At 68.7% G+C, this 21,754-nt stretch carries 22 protein-coding genes; 7 read left to right on the forward strand and 15 right to left on the reverse strand.

Annotation, left to right across the window (positions count from 1 at the left end):
• Window positions 1–5: 5 nt before the first annotated feature.
• A complete protein-coding gene (locus ACQPYY_RS31560; RefSeq protein WP_433591992.1) occupies window positions 6–812 on the forward strand; it encodes a DsbA family protein in 807 nt (268 codons plus the stop codon).
• Window positions 812–1,378 (forward strand): vitamin K epoxide reductase family protein, encoded by a 567-nt coding sequence (locus ACQPYY_RS31565; RefSeq protein ID WP_433591993.1) that lies wholly within the window; start codon window positions 812–814, stop codon window positions 1,376–1,378. Before ACQPYY_RS31560 ends, ACQPYY_RS31565 begins: the two co-directional genes overlap by 1 nt.
• A gap of 10 nt (window positions 1,379–1,388) precedes the next feature.
• On the opposite strand, the gene ACQPYY_RS31570 is transcribed toward ACQPYY_RS31565, so the two are convergent.
• Together ACQPYY_RS31570 and ACQPYY_RS31575 are read right to left on the reverse strand one after the other, a co-directional pair.
• Complete coding sequence (locus tag ACQPYY_RS31570) at window positions 1,389–2,501, reverse strand: S1C family serine protease (protein WP_379092025.1); 1,113 nt, start codon at window positions 2,499–2,501, stop codon at window positions 1,389–1,391.
• A 66-nt stretch (window positions 2,502–2,567) separates the two neighbouring features.
• Window positions 2,568–3,305, reverse strand: coding sequence for a ZIP family metal transporter (locus ACQPYY_RS31575; RefSeq protein WP_433591994.1), 738 nt, complete (start codon window positions 3,303–3,305; stop codon window positions 2,568–2,570).
• Window positions 3,306–3,411: 106 nt separating this feature from the next.
• Between ACQPYY_RS31575 and ACQPYY_RS31580 the strand changes: the two genes are divergently transcribed.
• A complete protein-coding gene (locus ACQPYY_RS31580) occupies window positions 3,412–4,464 on the forward strand; it encodes an NAD(P)-dependent alcohol dehydrogenase (RefSeq protein ID WP_433591995.1) in 1,053 nt (350 codons plus the stop codon).
• Between the two features lie 64 nt (window positions 4,465–4,528).
• On the opposite strand, the gene ACQPYY_RS31585 is transcribed toward ACQPYY_RS31580, so the two are convergent.
• From ACQPYY_RS31585 to aceA, 6 genes are all read right to left on the reverse strand, one after another.
• Complete coding sequence (locus ACQPYY_RS31585) at window positions 4,529–4,720, reverse strand: antitoxin (RefSeq protein WP_357281948.1); 192 nt, start codon at window positions 4,718–4,720, stop codon at window positions 4,529–4,531.
• Between the two features lie 75 nt (window positions 4,721–4,795).
• A complete protein-coding gene (locus ACQPYY_RS31590) occupies window positions 4,796–5,176 on the reverse strand; it encodes a VOC family protein (RefSeq protein WP_357281949.1) in 381 nt (126 codons plus the stop codon).
• Between the two features lie 110 nt (window positions 5,177–5,286).
• On the reverse strand, window positions 5,287–5,991 hold the full coding sequence (locus ACQPYY_RS31595; protein WP_433591996.1) for a helix-turn-helix transcriptional regulator: 705 nt from the start codon (window positions 5,989–5,991) through the stop codon (window positions 5,287–5,289).
• 200 nt (window positions 5,992–6,191) lie between these two features.
• A complete protein-coding gene (gene metE / locus ACQPYY_RS31600) occupies window positions 6,192–8,507 on the reverse strand; it encodes a 5-methyltetrahydropteroyltriglutamate--homocysteine S-methyltransferase (protein WP_379092013.1) in 2,316 nt (771 codons plus the stop codon).
• 218 nt (window positions 8,508–8,725) lie between these two features.
• Complete coding sequence (locus ACQPYY_RS31605; protein WP_379092010.1) at window positions 8,726–9,598, reverse strand: 3-hydroxybutyryl-CoA dehydrogenase; 873 nt, start codon at window positions 9,596–9,598, stop codon at window positions 8,726–8,728.
• A gap of 270 nt (window positions 9,599–9,868) precedes the next feature.
• Entirely contained in the window at window positions 9,869–11,158 is a 1,290-nt protein-coding gene (aceA, locus tag ACQPYY_RS31610; RefSeq protein WP_213559092.1) for an isocitrate lyase, read from the reverse strand.
• Window positions 11,159–11,674: 516 nt separating this feature from the next.
• Here aceA and ACQPYY_RS31615 point away from each other — a divergent pair.
• Complete coding sequence (locus ACQPYY_RS31615; RefSeq protein WP_433591997.1) at window positions 11,675–12,154, forward strand: DUF1772 domain-containing protein; 480 nt, start codon at window positions 11,675–11,677, stop codon at window positions 12,152–12,154.
• Between the two features lie 75 nt (window positions 12,155–12,229).
• Here the strand turns inward: ACQPYY_RS31615 and ACQPYY_RS31620 are convergent, their stop codons facing one another.
• Window positions 12,230–12,442 carry a hypothetical protein gene (locus ACQPYY_RS31620; protein WP_433591998.1) on the reverse strand — a complete coding sequence of 71 codons (213 nt, stop codon included), beginning with the start codon at window positions 12,440–12,442 and terminating at the stop codon, window positions 12,230–12,232.
• Window positions 12,439–12,873 (reverse strand): hypothetical protein, encoded by a 435-nt coding sequence (locus ACQPYY_RS31625; protein ID WP_433591999.1) that lies wholly within the window; start codon window positions 12,871–12,873, stop codon window positions 12,439–12,441. The genes ACQPYY_RS31620 and ACQPYY_RS31625 overlap by 4 nt, the downstream gene beginning before the upstream one ends.
• Window positions 12,874–13,155: 282 nt before the next feature.
• Between ACQPYY_RS31625 and ACQPYY_RS31630 the strand changes: the two genes are divergently transcribed.
• The 3 genes from ACQPYY_RS31630 (at window position 13,156) to ACQPYY_RS31640 (ending at window position 17,666) form a co-directional block, all read left to right on the forward strand.
• Window positions 13,156–15,768 carry a tetratricopeptide repeat protein gene (locus ACQPYY_RS31630; RefSeq protein ID WP_433592000.1) on the forward strand — a complete coding sequence of 871 codons (2,613 nt, stop codon included), beginning with the start codon at window positions 13,156–13,158 and terminating at the stop codon, window positions 15,766–15,768.
• Window positions 15,769–15,889: 121 nt separating this feature from the next.
• Window positions 15,890–16,627 (forward strand): nucleotidyltransferase family protein, encoded by a 738-nt coding sequence (locus tag ACQPYY_RS31635; protein WP_433592001.1) that lies wholly within the window; start codon window positions 15,890–15,892, stop codon window positions 16,625–16,627.
• Window positions 16,628–16,640: 13 nt separating this feature from the next.
• On the forward strand, window positions 16,641–17,666 hold the full coding sequence (locus tag ACQPYY_RS31640) for an XdhC family protein (protein ID WP_379091995.1): 1,026 nt from the start codon (window positions 16,641–16,643) through the stop codon (window positions 17,664–17,666).
• Window positions 17,667–17,680: 14 nt separating this feature from the next.
• Here ACQPYY_RS31640 and ACQPYY_RS31645 read toward each other — a convergent pair whose 3' ends face one another.
• From ACQPYY_RS31645 to ACQPYY_RS31665, 5 genes are all read right to left on the reverse strand, one after another.
• The gene (locus ACQPYY_RS31645) at window positions 17,681–18,781 is read right to left on the reverse strand and encodes an ABC transporter substrate-binding protein (RefSeq protein ID WP_433592002.1); all 1,101 of its coding nucleotides are present in this window, start codon (window positions 18,779–18,781) and stop codon (window positions 17,681–17,683) included.
• 79 nt (window positions 18,782–18,860) lie between these two features.
• Complete coding sequence (locus ACQPYY_RS31650; protein WP_433594777.1) at window positions 18,861–19,655, reverse strand: ABC transporter permease; 795 nt, start codon at window positions 19,653–19,655, stop codon at window positions 18,861–18,863.
• Between the two features lie 32 nt (window positions 19,656–19,687).
• Window positions 19,688–20,440: an ABC transporter permease gene (locus ACQPYY_RS31655; RefSeq protein ID WP_433592003.1), complete on the reverse strand. Its 753-nt coding sequence runs from the start codon at window positions 20,438–20,440 to the stop codon at window positions 19,688–19,690.
• A complete protein-coding gene (locus ACQPYY_RS31660) occupies window positions 20,437–21,240 on the reverse strand; it encodes an ABC transporter ATP-binding protein (protein ID WP_357281969.1) in 804 nt (267 codons plus the stop codon). The genes ACQPYY_RS31655 and ACQPYY_RS31660 overlap by 4 nt, the downstream gene beginning before the upstream one ends.
• Window positions 21,241–21,325: 85 nt before the next feature.
• On the reverse strand, window positions 21,326–21,679 hold the full coding sequence (locus ACQPYY_RS31665; protein ID WP_379091983.1) for a hypothetical protein: 354 nt from the start codon (window positions 21,677–21,679) through the stop codon (window positions 21,326–21,328).
• Window positions 21,680–21,754 lie beyond the last annotated feature (75 nt).

A 21,754-nucleotide genomic window follows, 5' to 3' on the forward strand; every position in this document is an offset into this window, starting at 1 on the left:
GTGTGGTGAGCGCAGAGGTGAGCAACAAACCGGGTCGGAACCCGCTGGCGCAGGCGGCCAAGGCCGACCGCAACCGCAGGATCCTCATTCAAGTGGCGGTGGCCGTCGTCCTGCTCGGCCTGATCGCCGGCATCGGCATCACCCTGGCGACGCGCAAGCACAACGACGACAAGGCCGCCGAGGGCTCGAACACGTTCCACTGGAATGCCGAGCAGGCCGCGCTGGTGCCGCCGAACCTCACCCCCGAGGGCGCGATCCGGATCGACAACACCGCCGCACCCGCGCCCGCGGGCAAGCAGAAGGCGTCCGTGCGCGTGGTCGCCGACGTGCAGTGCCCCGCGTGCAACATGTTCGAGAAGGCCAATGCCGACGCGCTGGCCAAGGCCGTGCAGAGCGGCCAGGCGGTGGTGGACTACAACATCATCACCTTCCTCGATCGCGCCTCCAACGGCAATCAGTTCTCCACCCGCGGGTCCTCGGCCGCCTACGTGATGTACGAGGCCGACCCGTCGAAGTTCCAGGGCTGGCTGTCCGCCATGTACGAGCACCAGCCCAAGGAGGGCGGCAACGGCATGAGCGACGACCAGCTCATCAAGATCGCCAAGGACGCCGGGTACACCGATCCGGCCGTGGCCCAGGCCATCAAGGACGGCAAGTACACCACCTGGGTGAAGCAGCAGACCGACAAGGTCTTCGCCACCGGCGTGAAGTCCACCCCGACGGTGTACGTGAACGGCGCCCAGGTGTCCGATTCCCAGGCCCTCATGTCGCCCGGCGGCATGACCTCGGTGATCGAGAACGCGAGCAAGTGATGATCTCCGCTGGACCCCGATCGGCGTGGCCGCTGCTGCTGGCCGCGCTGATCGGCTGGGGGGCCTCGGTCACGCTGCTGGTCGAGAAGTTCAAGTCGCTCACCGAACCCGGCTATCGGCCGTCGTGCACGATCGACTCGACGCTGTCGTGCACCACGGTGATGGCGGACAAGACGGCGTCGATGTTCGGATTCCCCAATCCGATCATCGGCGTGGTGGGGTTCTCGGTGTTCGTGACCATCGGGGTGCTGCTGGTCTGCGGAATCTCGTTGCCGCGCTGGTTCGTCGGCGGCATGTGGGCCGGTCTGCTGGCGGGCGTGGCGGCCATCGGCTGGCTGGTCTGGGACGCCACCTTCCAGATCCACGCGCTGTGCCCGTGGTGCATGGTGGTGTGGGCGGTGACCCCGGCCATGTTCGCCATCGTGACCGGACTGCTGTTCGGCCGGTCCCGCGGCGTCGCGCTGATCATCGCGGAGTGGCGGTGGACGCTGGTCGCCGTGTTCTACGCGGTGGTCATCCTGATCGTGTACGTCCAGTTCCAGTCGTACTGGAACAGCAAGTTCTGATCGGCCGGGACTAGTTCGGCGGGCCGACGGTGAGGGACACGCTCACCGTCCGGCGCGCCCCGCCCGGTTCGCTGATCTCGAGCCGCACCACATCGTCCGGTTTATGGGCGTTGAGTGCGGCTTTCAGCATTTGTGAGCCCGTGATGGGCCGGTCGTCGAGGGCGGTGATGACCTCTCCGTCGGCGAGCCCGGCCTCGTAGGCGGGCAGTCCGTAGATGGCGACGTCGATGCGCGCGCCCGCGGGCGCCCCCGACTGCGCGGACGGCTGCGCGTCGGAGGTGAGGATCCCGAGCGTGGCGGTGGGGCCGATGTGCACGGTGTCGGTCGGTGTGCCGGAACGGATCTGGCGGACCACGCCCATGGCGGTGTCGATGGGCACCGCGTAGCCGTTGGGCCCCTTGCCCACCGCCTTCGCCGCCTCGCCGGAGGCGGCGGTGACGACCCCGATCACCGAGCCGTAGCGGTCCACCAGCGCACCGCCGGACTGCCCGGCGGCGACCGCGGCCGCGACCTCGATCATGCCGCGCAACGACTTCCGCGTCAGGTCGGCCGAATTACGCGCCACGATGGACGAATCCAGATTGGTGATGGGCCCGCCCACCGCGGTCGGCGATCCGGTGCCGCCGGCATTGCCGATGGCCAGCACGTCGTCGCCCACGTGCAGCGGGGCGGAACTGCCGATCCGGGCGGCCGGGAGGCCGCCCGCGCCCTGCAGATCCAGCAGGGCGATATCGGCCATGGCGTCGTAGCCGGCCACGGTGGCGGTGTAGACCGCGCCGGTGCCGACATCCGAGACCGTCACGGTGTCAGCGCCTTTGATGACGTGATGGCTGGTCAGCACCTCCCCCTCGGCGCTGAGCACGATGCCGGACCCGGCCGCGCCCATGCCGTAGGGGCGGATGCCCGCGGTGATGTTCACCAGCGCCGGTTCCGCGACCCGCGCCACCAGCGTGACGTCCAGCGGAGGCAGCGGCGGGCCGGTCAGACCGGCGGTGACGTAGGTGTCGCCGAAGGGCCAGCGGGGCAGTTCGCCGCGGTAGCCGAGGAATCCGGTGATGCCGAGCACGACCACGACGAACAGCGCGAACACCCGGCCGCCGCCACCGCGTCTGTCGCTGTCCACGGACCCTCCCGATTGCGGTTCGCCCGCCGGCTCGAGCAAGCGTCTCTCTACCGGTGTACCAGCATTTCAATGGCTCAGCGCCACAACGCCCAACATGAAAAGCACACCGGCCAGTGTGCATACCAGCGGTCCGCGGGCGGGTTTGCCCGCGTGCGCCTCGGGCAGGATATCGGCCGTGGCGAGGTAGAGCAGGAAGCCCGCGAAATAACCCAAGAACAGTCCGACCAGTCCGGACGGAACCTTGACCACCGTGCCGATCACCGCACCGATCACCGGCGCCACCGCATCGAGCCCGAGCATGATCAGGCCACGCTTGCGGGCATTGCCGTACAGCGTGGCCAGCGTGAAAGTGTTGAATCCGTCCGCGAAGTCGTGGCAGATCACCGCGATGGCCACCGCCACACCCGTCGCCGCCCCCGCCTGGAAACCGAAACCGATACTGAGGCCGTCGAGGGTGCTGTGGAACACCAGCCCGCCCGCGGCCAGCAAACCCAGCGAACTGAAGTCGTGGTTGTGCTGGTGCGCCACGAATTCTTCCTCGTGGCCGGTGTGGATGGCCATCGACCGCTCGATCACGTGAACCGTGAAGAAACCGACCACCGCGGCCAGCAGCGGCACCGGAACGCCGAGCGCCTCGGTGTCGTCCAGTTCGAGGGCCTCGGGCATCAGATCGAAAGCCACCACCCCGAGCATGACGCCCGCGGCCAGCCCCAGTACCAGTCGCTTGCGCTCGCCGATGCGCACCGCCAGCAGCCCGCCCACCAAGGTCGAGCAGAACGACAGGAACGACAGCAGAATCGCCATTCCGCCAGCATGCCGACCGATTGCGGGCCCATCGGCACGGCACGCCGGGGTGGGAAAAGGGACGAAAGGTTTGAGCTCCGGGGGATGCGGGGGTAGGCATGACTTCATGAGCACCGCTACCGCCTATGCCGTGAACGCCCCGGACGGGTCCTTCGAGAAGGTCGCCATCGAGCGCCGCGAACTCGGCCCCCACGACGTGCTGATCGACGTGAAGTACGCGGGCATCTGCCACTCCGACATCCACACCGCCCGCAACGAATGGCACAGCACCGCCTACCCGTGTGTGCCCGGCCACGAGATCGCCGGAATCGTGGCCGCCGTCGGCTCCGAAGTGACCCGGCACAAGGTCGGCGACCGGGTCGGCGTGGGCTGTCTGGTCGACTCGTGCGGCGAATGCGAGCCCTGCGTGGCCGGGGAACAGCAGTACTGCACCCGGGCCGCGGTCTGGACCTACAACTCCCCCGTACCCGCCGAACAGCAGGCGGGTGGGCGCACCCTGGGCGGCTACTCCACACAGATCGTGGTGACCGAGGGCTTCGTGCTCGCCATTCCCGAGGGCATCGGGCTGGATGCGGCCGCGCCGCTGCTGTGCGCGGGCATCACCCTGTTCTCGCCGCTGCGGCACTGGAACGCCGGGCCGGGCAAGCGGGTCGCCATCATCGGCATGGGCGGGCTCGGGCACATCGGCGTGAAGATCGCCGCGGCCATGGGCGCGGAGGTGACCGTGCTCAGCCACTCGCTGTCCAAGCAGGACGATGGCCGCCGATTCGGCGCGCACCACTACTACGCCACCGGTGACCGCGCCACCTTCAAGCAGCTGCGCGGCAGCTTCGACCTGATCATCAACACCGTGTCCGCGGACCTGCCGATCGAGGACTACCTCAAGCTGCTGCGCCTGGACGGCAGCCTGGTGGCGCTCGGCCTGCCCGACAAGCCCTACAGCGTGCGGGTCTCGGCGCTGGCCGGTTTCCGGCGCTCGCTGTCCGGCTCGATGATCGGCGGTATCGCGCAGACCCAGGAGATGCTGGACTTCTGCGCCGAGCACGGCATCGGCGCGGAGATCGAGGTCATCCCCGCCGACCGCATCGACGACGCCTACGAGCGCGTGATCGCCTCCGACGTGCGCTACCGCTTCGTCATCGACGCCGCCACCATGTGACGCCACGGGGTATTTCGCACCGGCCGCCGCGAAATACCCCGCGCCGCACGTCCTGCACCGACGGCTACTGGCCCGACTGCTCGCGCAGGGCCTGCTTGGCGGCGTCCTGCACCTTGTCCACCGCGCCGGCGAACTTGCCGTCGGTCTGCTGGTCCAGCGCGTCGCCGGCCTTGTCGATCAACGGCTCCAGCTTGTCGGCGTGCTGACCCGCCAGCTCCGCCGCCTTGCCCGCCGCGTCCTTCAACTGATCGAACATGCCCACGATCCACTCCTGTCTCGAAACAACGTCCAGGACAGGCTATCTCCGCGCGACGGGCGGGACCGCCGCCGCTCAGTTCGCGGGCGGCGGGCTGAAGACGCCGAAGCGGTTGCCGGAGGTGTCGAGCAGTTCGGCGAAGACCAGGCCGTTCTTGGCGGTCATGGGCTGCAGGAACACCTTGCCGCCCTGCTTCTCGGCCGCGGCCAGGGTCGCGGCGACGTCCTGGACCAGCACGTAGAAGATGGCGTGGTTGGCCGAGGCGTCGTCGACGTGCGCGAGGCCGCCGGCGGGCATCTCATTGCCCGGGTAGGTGATGAGGTCGTAGCCGCTGTCCTGGTCCGGGTCCTGCGCGAAGTTCCAGCCGAACAGGCCGTTGTAGAAGGTCTTCACCGAGTCGGGCTGGTCGCTGCCGACCTGGAACCAGGCGACGGTGTTGAAGGGCGGGGTGGTCATGGCTGTCTCCTGTGCGGTCGTCATGGATTTCTTGTGCCCCACCACGATCTCGCCGCCCGGCGACAACCCCCTGTCGGTGTTTCCCGATCTTTTGTCGGTGTTTTCCGGACCTAGCCGAGCGAGATCATCCGGATCTCGTGCACCGGCTCGGCCGGGCTGCACGTCTCGATGGACCGCTCCGCCCCGATCCGCTCGGTCAGCTCGATCGCCTTCATCCGGTCGAGCCGGAAATTGCGCGGTTCGTCGCGCAGCAGGCACCAGCCCAGCAGGTACCAGCCCCGGCCGCCGTGCAGCAAGGCCACCGGTTCCACCTCGCGCTCACTGTGCACGCCTGCCCGATCCAGGTATTCGATGCGCAGCACCCGCCGCGCCACCACGGCCTGCTCCACCTCGGGCGGCACCGGCATGGGCGCGACCGCCTCCGGTGATTCGAGCAGCCGCACCCGCAGCGCCAATTGCCGTGCCGCGGCGGCATTCTGGGCGGACATGGCGGCCAGGATCTTGCGCAGCGCGCTGCGCCCCGCATCGGCGAACGGACCGCCGTCGGCGCGCGCCACCGCGACGGCCAGCGCCACCGCCTCGGCCGCGGTGAAGTTGAGCGGCGGCAGCGACATGCTCTTCTCCAGCGCGTACCCGCCCCGCCGCCCCACATCGGCGTAGATGGGGACACCCGACTGCTGGAGCGCGCTGATATCCCGCTCGACCGTGCGCACGCTCACCCCGTGCCGCGCGGCGAGTTCCCGTGCGGTGCGCAGGCGCGGCGACACCGCCCGCAACTCCTCGACGATCGCGTAGAGCCGGTCCGTGCGGTTCACGCCCACACCGTAGCGAGGCCCACCGACATTTCCGGGAGTCCGCGGACCCACTTCCCCCGCTGGTCCGGCGGTATCTGATCGCCCTTCCGGTCGTGGGTGCGCCAATCGCGGGTTCATGACCGATTCGTGACAGCGAACGCGCGGAACCCCGGTCCGATCGGCGGATCGAACCGGGGTTCCGGGGTGAGAACGCTACGGCCTCAGGCGGTTTCGCCCGCAGCCGCTTCCGCGCGGCGGCGGACGCGACGGGCGGCGGCCACCATATTGCGCAGCGACGGATCCAGCTGCCAGTGGTGACGGGTCTTGAGACCGCCGTCCGGGTTGGCCCACAGTCGTTCCGGGCTGACCGCCTCGGCGGCCGCGGTGAGCAGCTCGTCCAGTTCGTCGATGTCCGGGATCCGCGCGGACCGCGATTCGTAGACGCCGGGCCCGACGCCGTGGGTGAGGCCGCGTCCCTCGGCGCAGTCCTCCTTCAACGCCTCCAGCACCCATTCGATGGAGCGGGTGGCGACGATGGCGGTGACGTCGGCGTCGAGTTCCTCGATGGCCGCCACCACGTCGCCGCGGCTGGAATAGCCGATGTGCGTGTGGATCTGGGTCTCGGGCTTGATGCCGGAGGTGGCCAGCTTGAACGCGCCGACCGCCCAGCGCAGGTACTCGGCCTGTCCCTTCTTGCGCAGCGGCAGCAGCTCGCGGATGGACGGCTCGTCCACCTGGATGATGGCGATGCCCGCCTTCTCCAGGTCCACGACCTCGTCGCGGATGGCCAGCGCCACCTGGTCGGCGGTCTCGTAGAGCGGCTGGTCCTGACGCACGAAGGAGCGGGCGAGCATGGTGACCGGACCGGTGACCATGCCCTTGACCGGCTTGTCGGTGAGCGATTGCGCGTACGCGGTCCACGACACCGACATGGGTTCGGGGCGGGCCACGTCGCCGTACACGATCGGCGGGCGCACACAGCGGGAGCCGTACACCTGCACCCAGCCGAAGTGGGTGGTGGCCATGCCGTCCAGCTGTTCGGCGAAGAACTGGATCATGTCGTTGCGCTCGTGCTCGCCGTGCACCAGCACATCCAGGCCGATGTCCTCCTGCAACCGGATGGTGGACTCGATCTCGGCTTCGATGCGCTTGCGGTACTCGTCGAATGACAAACGGCCCTGACCGAGGTCGTGCCGCGCCTGCCGGGCGGTCGCGCTCTGCGGGAACGAGCCCAGCGTGGTGGCGGGCACCAGCGGCAGCTGAAGTTTGGCCTGCTGCGCCAGCTTTCGCGTCTCGTACGGTTCGCGCACCCGCATCTGCGGGGTCACGGCGTAGACGCGCTGGCGCACCGCGTGCTTCTGCTTGAAGTGCACCGAGGTCGGCTTCTTGCGCCACTTCTCGGAAGGGCCCTCGGTCAGCGCCTTGGCCAGCGAGACCACTTCCAGCACCTTCTGCTTGGCGAAGGCGAGACGGTCGGCGACATTGCCCTCCAGCTCGTATTCGCGCAGCACGTCGTAGGGCACGTGCAGCAGCGAGGCGCCGGTGGACACCACCATGTCGGGGCAGACCTGGGCGAGCGCGTTGAGGTATTCCAGCGTCACGTACCGGTCGGCGCGCCACACATTGGTGCCGCTGATGACGCCGGCGTAGAGCCGCTTGCGCTTGATGCCGGGGATGGCGGCCAGGTCCTCGGGCCGGACCCGGTAGCTGGCCAGGTCCAGGCCGATGGCCTCGACCGCAGTGCGGCACAGGATTTCGGTGGCCTCACCGAAATCGCCGTACGAACCGGTGACCAGCATGCGCGGGCGCAGCGGGGCCTTGGACAGCCGCTGGTAGGTCTTCTCGAACAGCTCCATGGTGGAGGGCGAGCGGTCGCTGGTGAAACAGGGCTCGTCGAGCTGCACGCAGGTCGCGCCCCGCTTGGCGAGCACCTCGAACAGTTCCTCGTACACCGGTAGCAGCTTGTCGAGCAGCACCAGCTTGTCGAATTCGGTCTCGCCGGGCACGTGTCCGGTCTTGGACAGCAGCAGCAGCGACAGCGGGCCGAGCACCACCGGACGCAGCTCGATGCCCGCGGCCTTGGCGCGGTCGAATTCGTCGAGCAGCGCTTCGGGGTGCAGTGAGAACTCGGTGTCGGTCTCGAGTTCCGGCTGCCGGTAGTGGTACGGCGTGTTCAGCAGCTTGACCAGCTCGAGCGGCGGCAGATCGGGCCGGCCGCGAGCCATCAGGAAGTAGAAGTCCAACGGGTCCAGGCTGTCCCGGAAGGGCTCGAACCGCTGCGGGACCGCGCCGAACAGCAGCGCGTTGTCGAGAATGTGGTCGTAGTAGGAGAAGGTGTTGCCGGGGACCTGGGTCAACCCGGTGGCGGCCAGCTCCAGATACTGACTCTCCTGAATCTCGCGCCCGACCGCGAGCAGTTCGTCACGGGAAAGCGTGCCGTGCCAATACGACTCGAGTGCACGCTTGAGTTCGCGGTGTTGCCCGATCCGCGGGTAACCCAGAATGCTGGACCCGAATCCGTCGGCGACGTTGACCATGAGAAGGACACTCCTTCCGAGCTGCGGGCTAACCCGCCTCTCCGCGCCTTCAGGCCAGACTAAGAGCCGTAGCCAATGCACACGCGGCCGGCGGTCAGGTGCAGCGCCAATTTTGGACGTACCCGACGAGTTACCCGATTCTTACGAAATCAGTTGTCACGTTACCCGCAACAAAGAACCGGGCGACTCATCGTTTGGCTGCTTCTAGCCTGCTGCTTCTAGCCTCGGTTGTACTGGTAGAAGCCCGCTCCGGCCTTCTTACCGAGGAGACCCGCTTCGACCATGCGCATCAGCAGCGGCGGCGCGCTGTAGAGCGGCTCCTTGAACTCCGAGTACATGGAGTCGGCGATGGACTTCACGGTGTCGAGGCCGACCAGGTCGGTCAGCGCCAGCGGGCCCATCGGGTGGGCACAGCCCAGCACCATGGCCTTGTCGACGTCTTCCTTGGTGGCGAAACCGGATTCGACCATCCGGATGGCCGAGAGCAGGTAGGGCACCAGCAGCGCGTTGACCACGAAACCGGAGCGGTCGGCGGAGCGCACGACCTGCTTGCCCAGCACGTCGGCGGCGAACTGCTCGGCGCGCTTGGTGACGGTCTCGGTGGTCTTGAGGGTGGTGACCAGCTCGACGAGCGGCAGCACCGGCACCGGGTTGAAGAAATGCATGCCGACCACCCGCTCCGGGTTGTTGGTCGCCACGGCGATCTTCATGATCGGAATGGAGGAGGTGTTGGAGGCCAGCACCGCGTTGGGGTCGGTGACGACCTTGTCGAGTTCGCTGAAGATCGCGGTCTTCACGTCCTCGTTCTCCACGACGGCCTCGACCACCAGCTGGCGGTCGGCGAAGTCGCCGAGGTCGCTGGTGAAGCGCAGCCGCCAGGCGGCCTGCTCGCGCTCGCGCTCGGTGATCTTGCCGCTGGACACCCCGCGGTCCAGCGACCGCAGGATGCGGGCGCGACCGGCGGCAGCCAGTTCACGGGTCTGTTCGAAGACGAGCACATCGACGTGTGCTCGGGCGCAGACCTCTGCGATGCCCGCGCCCATCTGTCCGGCACCGATAATGCCGACGCGCTGAATCTTTTCGCTGCTCACGTCCCGCTCCTGCTGTTTGGCCGTCGTGGCTGTGGATGAAGGCGTCGTACCGAACGACCCTGCGCCTTCTTAAGGTCTCGAAAAAACGGACTTGCAAAAAACGCTATAGGAAAATGCCCTCCCCGCCGGGGCTGTCGACGGGAAGGGCGGGTGAACACCCCGCCGGGAGAGGCTTGCCATCTCTCCCGGCGGGAGTTCGAGGTTCCCGGGGCGGCGGAGGTTGTGATGCGACTACCGCCCCGGGTACAGGTCCTCAGGACCTGTTGTGGCTCAGTGGAACTGACCCTCTTCGGTGGAGCCCTTCAGCGCCGCGGTGGAGGTGTTCGGGTCCACGGTGGTGGCGATGGTGTCGAAGTAGCCGGCGCCGACCTCACGCTGGTGCTTGACGGCGGTGAAGCCACGCTCGGCGGCGGCCTTGAACTCGCGCTCCTGCAGGTCGACGAACGCGGTCATGCCCTCGCGGGCGTAGCCGTGCGCCAGGTCGAACATGCCGTAGTTCAGCGAGTGGAAGCCGGCCAGGGTGATGAACTGGAACTTGAAGCCCATGGCGCCCAGCTCACGCTGGAACTTCGCGATGGTGGCGTCGTCCAGGTGCGCCTTCCAGTTGAAGGACGGCGAGCAGTTGTAGGCCAGCAGCTGGTCCGGGAACTCGCTGCGGACGGCCTCGGCGAACTTGCGCGCGACCTCGAGGTCCGGCACGCCGGTCTCCATCCAGATGAGGTCGGCGTAGGGGGCGTAGGCCTTGGCACGCGCGATGCAGGGCTCGATGCCGTTCTTGGTGCCGAAGAAGCCCTCGGCGGTGCGGGTGCCGTCCAGGAACTCGCGGTCGCGCTCGTCCACATCGGAGGTGATGAGGGTGGCGGCCTCGGCGTCGGTGCGGGCGATGATCACCGACGGCACGTCGGCGACATCGGCGGCCAGACGCGCGGAGGTCAGGGTGCGGATGTGCTGCTGGGTGGGGATCAGCACCTTGCCGCCCAGGTGGCCACACTTCTTCTCGGAGGCCAGCTGGTCCTCCCAGTGCACGCCGGCCGCGCCGGAGGCGATCATGGCCTTCTGCAGCTCGTAGGCGTTCAGCGCGCCACCGAAGCCGGCCTCGGCGTCGGCGACGATCGGGGCCAGCCAGTTGGCGACCGAGGTGTCACCCTCGACCTTGGCGATCTCGTCGGCGCGCAGCAGCGCGTTGTTGATGCGACGCACCACGGCCGGAACCGAGTTGGCCGGGTACAGCGACTGGTCCGGGTAGGTGTGGCCGGACAGGTTGGCGTCACCGGCGACCTGCCAACCGGACAGGTAGATGGCCTTCAGGCCGGCGCGAACCTGCTGCACGGCCTGGTTGCCGGTGAGGGCGCCCAGCGAGTTGATGTAGTCCTCGTTGTTGACGAGATCCCAGAGGATCTCGGCACCACGGCGAGCGAGGGTGTGCTCCTCGACGACGGTGCCCTGCAGCTTCACGACCTGCTCGGCGGTGTAGTTGCGGGTGACGCCCTTCCAGCGGGGGTTGGTGTCCCAATCCTGCTGAAGTTCCGCAGCGGTCTTCGGGGTGCCGACCTTCGACATCTCTGACTCCACTTCTTCGTTCGGTCTCGGTAGCCCCGCGAGTCGAACTCCGAGGCGGATGTTCGACCACTGCTGGAGCGGCAATTTGCAGACTTGCTAGGCCCGCGAGGTGTACTTCCACACGATGGCACAGGAAAAAATGTCCGTCTACCTGTTGCAAGTGTGAATCCCCGCTAGCTTTCACCGGCATCTTGCTAAGCCTGCAAAATTTGCCTGTTAATAGCAGCGGTGGAATCTACTTGCCAGTAGCGCTGACGTGCAGTTTTGCATAACGCCCGTACTGTTTGGGTGATGCGGGCCACCGGTGCGTGACGCGCCGACGGCCGTCGAGATGTGAGCACCTTCACAGCACAGTCTGATCTTGGTGGTTGTGAGGCACGCCACCGGGGTCCGAATTCCAGACCGTTCGGTCGACCGAGAACCAAATTTCTAGCATCGCTAGACAATCTAGCCAGAGTGTTGTTATCGTTGCTTCAGTTCCTAGCGCCGCTAGATTTCAGCCGAAAGAGGCCCCCGATGTTCATCCTGACCGGCCAGATCCTCGCCGCCCTCGCGATCCTCGCCAATGCCGTCGTCTACGGAACCGACTGGTCCGTCGCCCTCATTACCCGGTCCGTCTACCGCGACCACCTCGACGACGCGACCGTGACGATCAGCGCCGGCTGGGGTCACTACTACGGCGACAAGCGCATGCCGATCTTCGGCGCCGGCGGCATCATCACCGCCGTCCTCGCCCTCGGCTGCGCGATCGCCGGCGGGCAGGCCGCCGCCGCGGTCGCCGCCGGACTCGCGCTCGCGGCCCTGCTCACCTGGCTGGCCTGCTACGTCCTCATCGCCAAGCCGATCAACACCGCGCAGACCGCGGCCGCGCGGACCGGCGTCATCCCCGCCGATGCCCGTGCGCTGCAGGACAAGTGGGACAGCATCCTCAATGCGCGGGTCGCCCTGCAGACCGTCGCCCTGTCCGGCCTGATCGCCGCTCTGGCCCTGTTCTGACCGTCGCCCCACCCGGCATCCCCGAGGCCCCGCACCGAATCCGGTGCGGGGCCTCGGGTTTCCGGCGGGCACCCCTCAGCCCGTCGCCGGCTCGACGAGCGCCACGGGCGGCGGGGTCGGCGGCGGGCCGGGTTCGGTGGACACCCGGGTCCCGCAGCCGGCCGCCACCACGAGCATGACCGTGACGGCGAACGTCAGTACCGCAGCGCACCCGATGGCGAACCATCCGGCATGGATCCGGCGCGGGAACGGCACGTACATGCCGAGCCCGCCGACGTAGATGATCATCGGATCGCTTCCTGCTCAGGCCGGGTCCGGACACCGGTGGCCGCCTCGCGGGACCCCGAGGGTCGGGGATGGCATCGCTCGATCGGCCGCCGCGCCCGCGTCTCGCCTTCCTCGCGCGACTCCGCCTCCGCGTCGCCGCCGGTGTCGCGCAGGGCGAGCAGACACATGGCCTCGGTGAGGCCGAGCCCGATCAGCGCGGCGTGCAGGCTCGCCGCTTCGGCGTCGAATTCCGCTGTGGGCCCGGGAAATCCGAGCAGTATCAACTCCGCGAGCCGGACACCGGCCAGGGCCTGTTCCCTGGTCAGTCGCCGGGTCGTGGGCAGGTAGGAGAGCACCCACCGTCCCCGTCCCCGCTCGGGCACATCCACCCGGAACGCCACCTCGTGGGCGACGTCCGAGGTGATCAGCCACTCGTACTCCACTACGGCCATCGATCCGATCCTCCGTTCCATTCGGACCCGCCCCGTTCCGGCATTGCCCGACGCTTCCATTGGACCGTCCGCGAGCCGCCGTCCCCGTACCGCGTTGTCCCGCCGTTTCTTCCCGGCCCGGTCCGGCTCCGACCTGCGCCGAGCGTGGGCCCCGGCCCGGAAGTTTCCCGCCCGGCCCCGGATTTCTTCGCTACCGTCGATAGCGAATACAGCTGTCCGCCAAGCGAATACGCCCGGTGCACCGATTGCCGGGCGATGGCGGGCGGGCGAGGAGGTGCCCCGATGGAGTCGACCGCCGCTTCCTCGCAGGAGATCGCCCGGCTCGGCCGTTCGCTGCGGGCGCTCGGTCTGAGCGAGCAGACCCTGGTGGAGCCGCTGGCCGTCGAGCTGATGCGGCGGGGGCTGCGGCCGCGGGCGGCGTGGCGCAAGGCCAACGGCCTCAATCAACGGCAGGCCGCAGAGCGGTTCAATCAGCTCGCGCCCCTGGTGGATCCGGACGGCCACCGGGAGCCGCGGATGAAGAACAGCCGTCTGTGCGAGATCGAGAAGTGGCCGGCCCGCACACCGGAGGGGTACGGCTATCGGGCGCCCGCGCTGCACACGCTGGAGTTGCTCGCGCTGGTGTACAACACCACCTGGGATCGGCTGGTCGACATCGAGGATCTGGCGCATCTGTCGCCGGGTGATCGCCGCGCCTACCAGGCCGCGCGGGAACGCCTGGGGCTCAACCGGACCGGGGCCGGGCAGTTGTACGTGCCGACGGCGGATTCGACGACCTTCATCGGGCGCCGCCATCCCCTGGAGGAGATGCGCCGCCGGGTGGACCTGCACTTCCTGGGCGACTCCCGCGCGCAGTTGATCACGGGTGTCGCCGGGGTGGGCAAGACCGCCTTCACCCGGCAGCTGGTCGCCAAGTTCGCGGACCGCTTCCCGGACGGCGCGGTGTGGCTGGGGATGCGCAGTCACGATCGGGACGCGGGCGCGGCCAGCGCGTCCCGCCTGCTGGCGGCGGGCCTGAGTCAGTTGGGGGTGCGGCCGCCGCTGCGGGCCGATCAGGGCCGGTTGGCGCAGCTGTGGCGGCGGGAGACCGCGGGGCGACGGCTGCTCGTGGTGTTCGACGATGTGCTGGAGAGCAAGCAGATCCGGCCGCTGCTGCCGCAGTCGCCGAGCTGCTTCGTGGTGATCACCAGCCGGCGGCCGCTGACCGGCATGGTGCGGGTCAATCAGCTGGAGCTGGAGCCGCTGGGCCCGGACGAGGCCGAGGAGATGCTGGCCACGCTGGGCAATCTGGGCGCGGGCTACGACTCCGCAGCGGCCCGCCGGATCGTGGAGGTGGCGGGCGGGCTGCCGCTGCCGATCCGCTTGGTGGCGGGCCGGATCAGCCGCCGGCCCGGACTATTGGCGGACCTGCGTGACGACCTCGACGCCCTGAGCACCCTGGTGACGCTGCCCGCGGCCGGGCCGAGCGTGGGTATGTGCCCGGCGGAGCTGATCCTCGACAAGTTCTCCGCCGAGGACGAGTCCATGCGCGACGCCTTCGCCCTCTCGTACGCCCGGCTCCGCGACGAGGAGGCGCGTCGCGCGGTGCGGCTGCTCGGCTGGTTCCCGAGTTCGACGGTGTCCTCCGATGATTTCGCGGCCATGGCGCAGGCCGAGGACTCGGCCGCGAAACGCCTGCTGCAGCGGGTCTTCGAGGACGGGATGATCGATCAGCTCGCCAGCCGTCCGGGTCATCAGCGGTATCGGATGCACAATCTGCTGCACCTCTACGCCCGCTGCCGTGCCGACGCGGAGAGCCTGCCCGGCGAGCACGGGGCCGCGCTGGGCCGCCTGCTCGGGCACTATCTGGAGACGGCGAGCGGTATCGGCAAACCGCGTCCGTTCGACACCGTGCATCCGCACGCGGGCCGCGACTTCCGGAATCCGAACATGGCCGTCATGCAGGCCCGGCTGTGGTTCGAGGAGCGGCTGGGCACGATGCTGGCGTGCGCCCGCACCGCCGAACGCACCTCGGACACCGCGCGGTTCGCCGATCTGCTGGCCGGGCAGCTCGCCACCCTGGGCTATCTGGCCGAGAGCCGCAGCATGTTCGAGCTCGCCACCTCGATCAATCACGCCATCGGCGATCGGACCGCGGAATGCGACGCCTGGTACGGCCTCGGCCACCTGCTCAAGACGGTGCGCGAATACTCCAGGGCGGCAGTGTGTTTCGAACATGCCCGGCGGCTGGCCGAGGACATCGGCGATCATGCCCGCACCGCCCGCGCCCTGCTCTGGCATGCCGCCGCGCTACGGCACCAGGATCGCCGCGATGCCGCCCGCGACGCGGTCCGGCAGGTCCTGCGCATCGCGCATTCGCTCGGTGACCTGCACCTGGAGTGCGACGCCCTGCGCGAGCTCGGCCATATCGAGCGGCTCAGCGAGCGATACGCCGCCGGCGACGAGTACTACCACCGGGCGCACGCCATCGCGCTGCGGATCGGGGACGGCTACTGCGAGGGCTGGTCGGTGTGGGGACTGGGCGGGATCGCGGGTCTGCGCGGCGATCTGGACGAAGCCTGGACGCTGTTCGAGGAGGCGTACCGGATCAGCAAGGAGATCCCGGACACCCTGCTCCAGATCGACACCCTGCGCGGTTTCGGCCACATCCACCGCAATCGCGGCGAATTCGACGCCGCCCGCATCAAATACGAGGAGTCGCGCGCCCTCACCCGCGGCATGTCCGACGCGGGCGGCGAGGCGGCCGCGTGGTGGGCGCTCGGCGAGCTCGAACGCCGCGCCGACAACCCGGCCCTGGCACAGGTCTATCTGGAGAAGGCCCGCACGCTCTGCGAGGGCATCGACCCCGCCCGCCTGCTGAAGGTCCAGCAGACGCTGACCGCGCTCGGCTCGTGACCGCGCGGCCCATCGGTGCGGCCCGCACCGTCCCATCTGGTCCGATGTGCGGCGGGCCGGTCGGGCTACCCTTCTGGTCACTTGGCCAGCGAACCTGCGCGGGCCGGATTACCCTGCTCGCGTGAGTCCCGAACGCTGCGATGGAATTCTGCTCGCGGCCGGTGCCGGTCGGCGATATGGCATGCCGAAAGTGCTGGCCGAGGGTGGCGCGTGGCTGCGCGGGGCGGTGCGGGCGCTGCGGGACGGCGGCTGCGAACGGATCGTCGTGGTGCTGGGCGCGACCGGGCCCGCGTATCGGGCAGCGAACGGCGGCTGGCTGGTGTCGCAAACCTCGGGCATAGCGATACCCGAAGGCGTGCAACCTATTTGGGCCGAGGACTGGGACCTCGGGCTGAGTGCGTCGACCCGCGCGGGCCTGGCGGCGGCAGCCACGCCCGGGATCACCACACGCTTCACCGGGACCGGCGAATCCACGACAACAGCAGGTCAGCCCGCAGATTCAACAGTTGCGGCGCGGACTGTCGCGGCGGGGAACGCCGATGCCGGCGCGGCCCACTCCCCCGCCGAGTTCGTGGCCATCATGCCGGTGGACACGCCGGACGTCGGCCCCGAGGTGGTGGCGCGGGTGATCGCGGCGGCGCGAACGAGCGAGAGCCGTGTGGCGCGAGCGTTCTTCGGGTCGGTCCCGGGTCATCCGGTGGTGCTGGGGCGCGCGCACTGGGCCGGGGTCCGCGCGAGCGCGGAGGGAAATTCAGGGGCGGGCACTTATTTACGGGAACGAGCGGATATGGTGTGCGTCACGTGCGATGACCTCGCTACGGGGATCGATCGGGATTATCCGGCGGGCAGCGCACTGTGAGCGGGAGCATGTGATGCGGGAAATCATCGACGACCTTCTTCGGGTGTGGCACAGCGGGCGAACCGGAGGGTTGGCCACTCTCGTTCGGGCGCAGGGCGCGACACCGGTGCCGATCGGTTCGGCCATGGTGGTGGACGCCGACGGCCGGGCCTTCGGATCCATCTCGGCGGGCTGCGCCGAGGCCGCCGCGTACGAGGCTGCCGCGGAATCGGCGCGCACCGGTCGGCGCGGGCTGCAGCGGTTCGGTCCGGGCAGCGGTCTGGATGCCCAGATGGACTGTGTCGGCACCCTCGACGTCTTCACGGAACCGTTCTCGCGCAGGCACTTTCCGGAATTCCCGGATATCGCGGCGGATATCGACGCGCAGCGTCAGGTCACCCTGTTCACCGTGGTCTGGCACTCCGATCCGGATGTGATCGGGCAGCACCTCATCACCGATCGCAAGCACGGCACCGAGCTGGTCTCGCTCCCCGACTCCGACGTGTTCGTGTCCTCGTTCGCCCGCCCGCCGCACCTGATCCTGGTGGGGGCCAATGCTTTCGCGAGCGCGCTGGCCACCCAGGCCCGGCTGCTCGGCTACCGGATCACCATCGTCGACGCCCGCCCGACCTTCGCCAACTCGACCGCCTATCCCGGCTGCGAGGTGGTGGTCGACTGGCCGCACCGCTATCTCAACACCCTGGCCTCGGCCGGTGAGATCGATCGCGACACCGCCATGGTGGTGCTCTCGCACGACCCGAAATTCGAAATCCCTTTGCTCACCGTCGCTTTGCGACTACCCGAGCTGGGGTATCTGGCCGCCCTGGGTACCTCGGCGTCGCACGGGCATCGACTGGAGGCCCTGCAGGCGGGCGGTTTCAGCGACGAGACCCTGTCCCGCCTGCACTCCCCGGCGGGCCTGGACGTGGGGGCGCGCACCCCGGCCGAGACCGCCGTCTCGATCGCCGCGGAACTGCTGGCGGTGCGCAACGGCAGGTCGGCGGAGCCGCTGTCCGCCTCGCCGGGTGGGGGCCGGCGGCACGTGCAACTGGCGCGCTGACCCCCGATCCCGGTCTACTGCTTCAGTTCCGGGTGCTCGGCGAACATCTCCTTCAGCACCGACAGGTCGAACAGCTGGTCGGCCTTGATGTCGATCTTCGACTTGCCGAGCGCCGCGATGTTCTGCGCGATGAGCTCGTCGGTCATGGTGAACAGGCCGTTGGCCTTGGTGTTCGCGGAGACCACGAGATCGTTCTGCGCCATCGCCTCCAGTGATTGTTCCTTCAATTCCAGGCGCTGGTCCTTGCCGTACACCTCGACGGCCAGCCGCGCCCCCTCGCCCGGGTTGGCGACGGCGTCCTTCCAGCCCTTCACCTCCGCCATCAGGAACGCCTTCAGCTTGTCGCGTTCGGTGTCGATGGTCTTCTGGTGCACGGTGAGAGTCTCGGCGACCAGCGGCAGCCCGAAGTCGGCGAACAGGAAGTTGATGTTCTGGAAACCCTTGGACGCCAGCGTGATCGGCTCGTTGGTGGCGTAGCTGACCCACCCGTCCACCTCGCCGTTGGCCAGCGGCGTCGGATCGTATTGCGCGGGCACCACGGTGACGTCGCCCGGTGACATGTTGTTGGCGGCGAGCAGCGCGTTGAAGATGAGCTGATTGGTGTCCTGCACCCCGATCTTGCGGCCCTTCATGTCCTGCGGGCTGCGGATCGGCTTGTTCGCGGCGCTCACGATGCAGAAGGGGTTCTTCTGATACGTGGTGCCGACGATCTTGGCGGGCAGACCTTCCAGAATCGCGGGCGCGGTGGTCTGCGGCGCGGACATGCCGATCCAGATCTTGCCGGTGCCGAGCCCGGCCTCCACCGAGGTGCTGGCCGCGCCGCCCGCGATCAGATTCACCGACCCGAATCCGGCGTCCTTGTAATAGCCCTTGGAATCGGCGAAATACTCCCCCGCGAATTCGATGTTCTTCAGCCAGGACAACTGCACCGCCACGGTCCCGAACTTGGAACCGTCGGCGACACTGCCGTTCCCGCCGCCCGACGAGTCCTTTCCGCAGGCGGCGAGCACCCCGGCCCCGCTCACCGCCGCACCGGCCAGCCCGGCGTAGCGGAAGAAGGAGCGACGGCCCATGGACAACTGCGCGACCGGAACCGGCCGGAACAAACCACTCATGCGGCGAATGTAGGCGGTTTCGATTTCCGATTTTTTGCTTTGACCAACGTATTTGTATGCGCCGCGTTAACTCGTGTGCTCAATCCCGTCCGGTGCGCGGCGAGAACCGCGCCAGCACCAGGTTCTCCACTACGCCGACCACCGCGTAGGCCACCACCGACACCACCGTGACCAGCGCGATCGAGGCCCACAACCGGTTGTACTGGAACGTGGGAATCGCACGGATCAGGCCCGCGCCCAAACCTGTTCCACTGCCCAGCCATTCGCCGAGCAGTGCCCCGATGAGCGCGCCCGGCACCGAGATTCGCGCCGCCGCGAACACCGACGGCAGCGCGGCGGGCAGCGCCACCATGCGCAAGGCCGTCCAATGCGAGCCCCCGTAGGCCACCACGAGTTCGGTGGCCTGCCGGGGCGCGGACCGCAAGCCGGTCATGATCATCACCAGCGCCGGGAAGAACACCACGATCGCCGCCATGACGGTCACGCCCAGCAGCCCGCGGCCGAACACCAGCACGATGATCGGGGTGATCGCGACCAGCGGCACCGACCGCAGCAGCATGGCCACCGGCATGAACGCCTGCGCCACCGCCGGGACGCCCACGAACACCGCGGCCACCAGCAGCGCCGCACCCATCCCCGAACCGAACCCGATCGCCGCGTCCCGCAGCGTGATCCGCAGTTCACCGACGATGACCTTGCGGGCGGACTCGGAGGTGGGCCCGGTGACCAGGTACCGCCACACCTCGCCCGGACTCTTGCCGACCAGCCCGACCTGCGGATACAGCTTCAGGAAGCCGTACCACAGCGCCACCAGCAGGATCAGCGAGACCAGCAGCGGCAACAGGAATCTGCCGATCGGCCGCAGCACGTTCAGGGTTCTCATCACGCCTCCGGTCGCCGTCCGCATCACGCCTCCGCCCGAGTCCACGGCACCGCGATGCGGGCCGCCAGCGCCACGATCGCGTAGCCGAGCCCGGCCAGCGCGGCCGCGGCCAGCGCCATGCCCCAGGTGCGCGGCACGTTGTAGGCGGTCTGCGCGGCGGTCAGCGCCACTCCGATGCCGCTGTCCACGCCGCCCAGGTACTCGCCGATGATCGCGCCCAGCACCGCGGACGGCGCGGCGATCTTCAAGGCCGCCAAGGTGTTCGGCAGCGCCGCGATCAGCTGCACCCGCCACAGTCGCTGCCAGCGTCCGCCGCCATAGGCGCGCACCAGATCCAGTCCGGTGGGATCGGCCGAGCGCAGGCCCGACACCGTCCCGACCATGGTGGTGAAGAAGCAGTACATGGCCGCCAGGAACACCGTGGGTGTGCGGCCGCCGAACACCACCAGGATGATCGGCCCCAGCGCCAGCAGCGGCGTGCAGTAGCTGAGGATGGCCAGCTGGGTGACCAGCATTTCGATCGGCGGGATCAGCACCACCAGCACCGCCAGCACGATGGCCAGCCCGTTCCCCCACGCGAAGCCCTGCAGCGCGCCCCACGCGGTGATCCGGAAGTTCGGCCCGTAGAGCGCCCAGCCATCGGTGTACATGGTGTGCAGCACCGTCCACGGGCTGGGCACCGTGCCGCCCGCGACGCGCAGCTCGGCCAGCAGGGTCCACAGCAGGAGCAGCGCGAGAATGCCCGCCGCGCCGCCGATTCGGGACAGGCGGTTCATTCCGTCGCCACCCCTCCGTGCCCGCTGCGCCCGAACAGCAGCTCCGACAGATAGTCGTGCAGCTTGTGGAATTCGGGGGTGCGCATCATCTCCGGGGTGCGCGGCCGCGGCAGATCGATCTCGACGATCTCCACCACCCGGCCCGGCCGCGGGCTCATCACCGCGACCACGTCGGAGAGGAAGACGGCCTCGGCGATGCCGTGCGTGACCATCAGGGTGGTGGCGGGCTTCTCGGTCCAGATGCGCAGCAGTTCCAGGTTCAGCCGCTGCCGGGTCATGTCGTCGAGCGCGCCGAACGGTTCGTCGAGCAGCAGGATGGTCGGTTTCACCACCAGGGCGCGCGCGATCGAAACCCGTTGCCGCATACCGCCGGACAGCTGCGCGGGCTTGCTCTTCTCGAAGCCCTCCAGCCCGACCAGCGCGATCAGGTCCGCGATCAGCTCCCGGTCCACCGGCAGGCCCGCCACCTGCAATGGCAGCTTGATATTGGATTCCACACTGCGCCACGGCAACAGCGCCGAATCCTGGAAGGCGATCCCGAACTGATGCCGCCGCCGCAGCTCGGCCGGGGTCTCGCCATTGATCCGCGCCGTCCCCGCCGACGGCGACTCCAGATCCGCGAGGATGCGCAGGATCGTGGACTTGCCGCAGCCCGAGGGCCCCAGCAGCGACAGGAACGCGCCCTGTTCGGTGTGCAGATCCACCGCGTCCAGGGCGGCCACCGTCCGCCGCCCCGACCGGAAGGTCTTGCTCAGCCCGCTGATGTGAATGCCCGTCCCCGCGGCCACTTCCGAACTCATAAGGCCACGGTAGGTGCCCGCAATTGCGGGCGGATTGCGAATGAACGGACGAGATGACCGACTTGTTACGGTGCGGCCGGATCGTTCACCAGAAGCTCGACGGCTCGAACCAGTCCCGCGCCTCGCGGCGGAACAGCAGCACGATCACCGCCAGCGACACCAGCGGACCCAGCGGACCCGGCGGCCGACCGTCCAGGATCGACGGCACCGTCCAGAACATGTTCAGAACCGCCACCAGGATCGCGCCGACCCGGATCGCCTGGCCCTCGGAATGGAAGGTCAACCCCACCAGCCCGAGCAGCAGCGCCGGGACGAACGGCACCCCGGTCACGATGGCCGCCTTCGCACCCATCAACCAGCCCGAGGCCGCCACGCACAGCACGCCCAGCACGCCCATGCCCACGGCGAGCACCTGCGCCGCGCGCACCACCCGCGGCATGCGATATCCATTCCCGACACCCGACCCTCGATCGGGTTGAGTCTCCAGGTCCGACACTCCCCCAACGTAACCCCG

The sequence above is a fragment of the Nocardia sp. CA-145437 genome (genome assembly GCF_050956485.1).
Taxonomy (GTDB): Bacteria; Actinomycetota; Actinomycetes; order Mycobacteriales; family Mycobacteriaceae; genus Nocardia.